Below are 3,819 nucleotides of genomic sequence, written 5' to 3' on the forward strand. Positions count from 1 at the left end.
GGCACCCGGCACCCGGCACCCGGCACCCGGCACCCGGCACCCGGCACCCGGCACCCGGCACCCGGCACCCGGCACCCGGCACCCGGCACCCGGCGCGAGGCTACGGCTGGGGACGATGCGATGGATCAGGCGTCGTTGCGCAGCACCAGGATCGCGATGTCGTCGCGGGGCTCCTCGACCGAGAAGTTGATGGTGGTGGAGCGCAGCCGGGCCGCCATCACATCGGCCGGATAGCCCGCCAGCGGCGCCGACGCCTCCCGCAGCCGGGACGATCCGAACAGCTCCCGGCCGCGGCGCCGCTCGGTCACCCCGTCGGTGTAGAAGATCAGGGAGTCGCCGGACTCCAGTGTGATCGACACGTCCGGCGAGGTGATCGTCTCCAGCAGCCCCAGCGCCGTCCCGCCCTCACCGACGAAGGACGTCTTGCCGTCGGCCCGGACCAGCACCGCCCGGTCGTGGCCGGCCAGGTGCAGGCAGACGCCGAGGTTCCCGTTCTGCTGCCGGGTCACCGAGGCCATGGCGAGCGTGCAGTACCGGCCGCCGCCGCGCTGCACGAGCGTGCGGTTGACCCGCCAGAGGATCTCGCTGAGCGCCTTGCCGTCGTCGACCAGGATCCGGATCACGTCGCGGACCAGCCCGGTCACCGTGGCCGCCTGCACGCCCTTGCCGGACACGTCACCGACCACCACCAGCCACTGGTCGGTGCCGCTCGGGACGACGTCGTAGAAGTCGCCGCCCACCTCGGAGCCGGTCGGCACGTACTCCGCGGCGAAGCCGATGCCGTCCACCCGGGGCAGCGCCGGCGGCAGCAGCGAGGCCTGCAGGGTGCGGGCGACCCGGTGCCGCTCGTCGTGGATCCGGGCGTTGTCGATGGCGAGCGCGGCCCGCCGGGCCACGTCCTCCAGGACCGCCACCTCGTCGGCGTCGTGCCGGTGTTTCGGGTGCCGGCCGACCGCCAGGGTGCCGAGCCGGGCACCGCGGGCGACCAGCGGCACCGCGTACCCCTCCATCGGGGAGCCGAACATCACCTGGGTGCCGAGCCGGGACGCCTCCTCCAGCCGGGCCAGCAGCGACTCCGGGCCCGGCTCGGCCAGTGTCGCGTGCAGCTGGGGCAGCGCGGTCTCCTCGGCGTGGGTGGCGGCGGCCAGTTGCAGCCGGCCCCACGCGTCGGTGGTGTGCACCGCACACCACTGGCCCAGCCGGGGCACCACCAGTTGCGGGATGAGGGCCATCGTCAGGTTCACGTCGAGGGACTGGGCGAGCAGCTCGCTGGCCTCGGACAGGAAGGTGATCCAGGTGGCCCGGCGGACGTCGGCGCGGCGGAGCCGGTCGTTCTCCAGGTGCAGGGCGAAACGTTCGGCGACCATGGTGGCCAGGGCCAGGGCGTACCCCTCCGGGGCGGCGTCGAGTTCCAGCTCGCCGGAGTAGGGCCGCTGCACGCTGAGGGGGACCCGGATGGTGTCGGCGTTGTCGCGGGGAGCACGGCCGTACCGTGCGAGGAGTTGCCGTCCCGTGCCGTCGCCGCGGTCCAGCCGCAGCACGCCGCCGGCCGCGCCGGTCAGGCGCGCCAGCCGGGACAGCAGATCGGTGGCCAGGTCGGCGAGGCCGTCCTCGGACTGCCGGTCGGTGCCGCTGCGCAACAGGCCGGTGAGCGCGCCCAGGCTCGGTGACTCGGTGGTGCTGGGCAGCCGCACCGGTCCGGCGTCCGCACGCTGGTCGAGCCGGAACCAGACGCCCTTGCCGTCGCCCTCGTGCACGGTGCCCCACCGGCTGGCGAAGTGATCGACCAGGAGCAGGCCGCGGCCACGCTCGGCGACCTCCCCTATCTCCGACGTCTCGTTACGGGGACCGATGGTGAGCTGCTCGACCGGGCCGACCGCGAAGTCGGTGACGGTCACGGTGAGCCCGCTGGTGTCGGCGGCCACCTCGATCTCCAGCTCGGTGTTGGCGTGCACCACCGCGTTGGTGGACAACTCGGTGGTGAGCAACAGGGCCTCGTTGAGCAGCCCGACGAGCCCGGTCTCCTCCAGCACGGAGCGGACGAGCGCACGGGCCGCCGCCGGGGTCCGACGATCGTTGGGCAGCCTGGTGCGGCGCACCACAGCCTCGGACGGCGCACCCGACGGGATGCTCGTCCTGGTTCCGACCTCGCCTGGCACTCATGCATCCTCTCCCGTGGACGGGTTAATGCACAAAGTCGTCTCTCGCATTGACCCGGTCGGGCGAGAGAGGATAGGGAACCCCCCGTGATTTACAGCGAGTGAGGACAGCATGACTACGGCTGAAGAGGGCGGCGTCGGCGTGCCCGACGAGACCGTTCTGCTCGGTGAACTCGCCGATGCGCTGCGCCGTGTGCGCCGCGGCGATCTGAAGGTTCGCCTGCCCCGGCGCAGCGGCATGGCCGGGGCGGTGGCGGAGGCGTTCAACGAGGTCGTCTCGCTCCAGGAGCGGCAGAACCTGGACCTGCGGCGGATCAGCCGGATCGTCGGCCGTGACGGCCGGCTCACCGAGCGTCTCGACGAGGAAGGCCTGGACGGCTCCTGGGCGGACAGCGTCCGCTCGGTCAACTCGCTGATCGACGACCTGGCCCGGCCCACCACCGAGATCTCCCGGGTCATCGTGGCGGTCGCCGAGGGTGACCTGTCGCAGCACATGGCCCTGGAGATGGACGGGCGGCCGCTGCGCGGCGAGTTCCTCCGGATCGGCCGTACGGTGAACACGATGGTGGACCAGCTGTCGTCGTTCGCCGACGAGGTGACGCGGGTGGCCCGCGAGGTGGGCACCGAGGGGGAGCTGGGTGGTCAGGCCGACGTGCGCGGCGTGGCGGGCACCTGGAAGGACCTGACCGACTCGGTGAACACCATGGCGTCGAACCTGACGCACCAGGTGCGCTCGATCTCCCAGGTGGCGACCGCGGTGGCCCGCGGCGACCTGTCGCAGAAGATCACCGTGTCGGCCCGGGGCGAGGTGGCCGAGCTGTCCGACACGATGAACGGGCTCACCGACACGCTGCGGCTCTTCGCCGAGCAGGTGACCCGGGTGGCCCGGGAGGTGGGCACCGAGGGCAAGCTGGGTGGTCAGGCCGACGTGCCGAACGTCGCGGGCACCTGGAAGGACCTCACCGACTCGGTGAACTCGATGGCGTCCAACCTGACCAGTCAGGTCCGCAACATCGCGCAGGTCTCCACCGCGGTGGCGAAGGGCGACCTGTCGCAGAAGATCACGGTGGCCGCGCAGGGCGAGATCCTGGAGCTCAAGGACACCGTCAACACGATGGTGGACCAGCTGTCGTCGTTCGCCGACGAGGTGACCCGGGTGGCCCGCGAGGTGGGCACCGAGGGCCGGCTGGGCGGCCAGGCCCAGGTCCGCGGCGTCTCCGGCACGTGGCGCGACCTCACCGAGAACGTGAACCAGCTCGCCGCCAACCTCACCGCCCAGGTCCGTAACATCTCGCAGGTCTCCACCGCGGTGGCGAAGGGCGACCTGTCGCAGAAGATCACCGTCGACGCGCGCGGTGAGATCCTCGAGCTGAAGAACACCGTGAACACCATGGTCGACCAGCTCTCGTCGTTCGCCGACGAGGTGACGCGTGTCGCGCGGGAGGTCGGTTCCGAGGGCAAGCTGGGCGGACAAGCCCAGGTCAAGGGCGTTTCGGGTACGTGGCGCGACCTCACCGACAACGTCAACTACATGGCGTCGAACCTGACCAGCCAGGTCCGCAACATCGCGTCGGTCACCACGGCCGTGGCGAAGGGCGACCTCGGCCAGAAGATCACGGTCGACGCCCGCGGCGAGATCCTGGAGCTCAAGTCCACGGTG

Annotated in this window: 2 protein-coding genes; one reads left to right on the plus strand and one right to left on the minus strand. The window is 71.6% G+C overall.

The window, feature by feature from the left end:
• Positions 1 to 125: 125 nt before the first annotated feature.
• Positions 126 to 2,159, minus strand: a complete 2,034-nt coding sequence (locus Aut01nite_RS23410) for a SpoIIE family protein phosphatase (RefSeq protein ID WP_052164321.1) — start codon at positions 2,157 to 2,159, stop codon at positions 126 to 128.
• Positions 2,160 to 2,271: 112 nt separating this feature from the next.
• Between Aut01nite_RS23410 and Aut01nite_RS23415 the strand changes: the two genes are divergently transcribed.
• Positions 2,272 to 3,819, plus strand: a 1,548-nt coding sequence (locus tag Aut01nite_RS23415) for a HAMP domain-containing protein (RefSeq protein ID WP_204037657.1), incomplete at its 3' end; no start/stop codon positions are given.

The sequence above is a fragment of the Actinoplanes utahensis genome, from assembly GCF_016862455.1.
GTDB lineage: Bacteria > Actinomycetota > Actinomycetes > Mycobacteriales > Micromonosporaceae > Actinoplanes > Actinoplanes utahensis.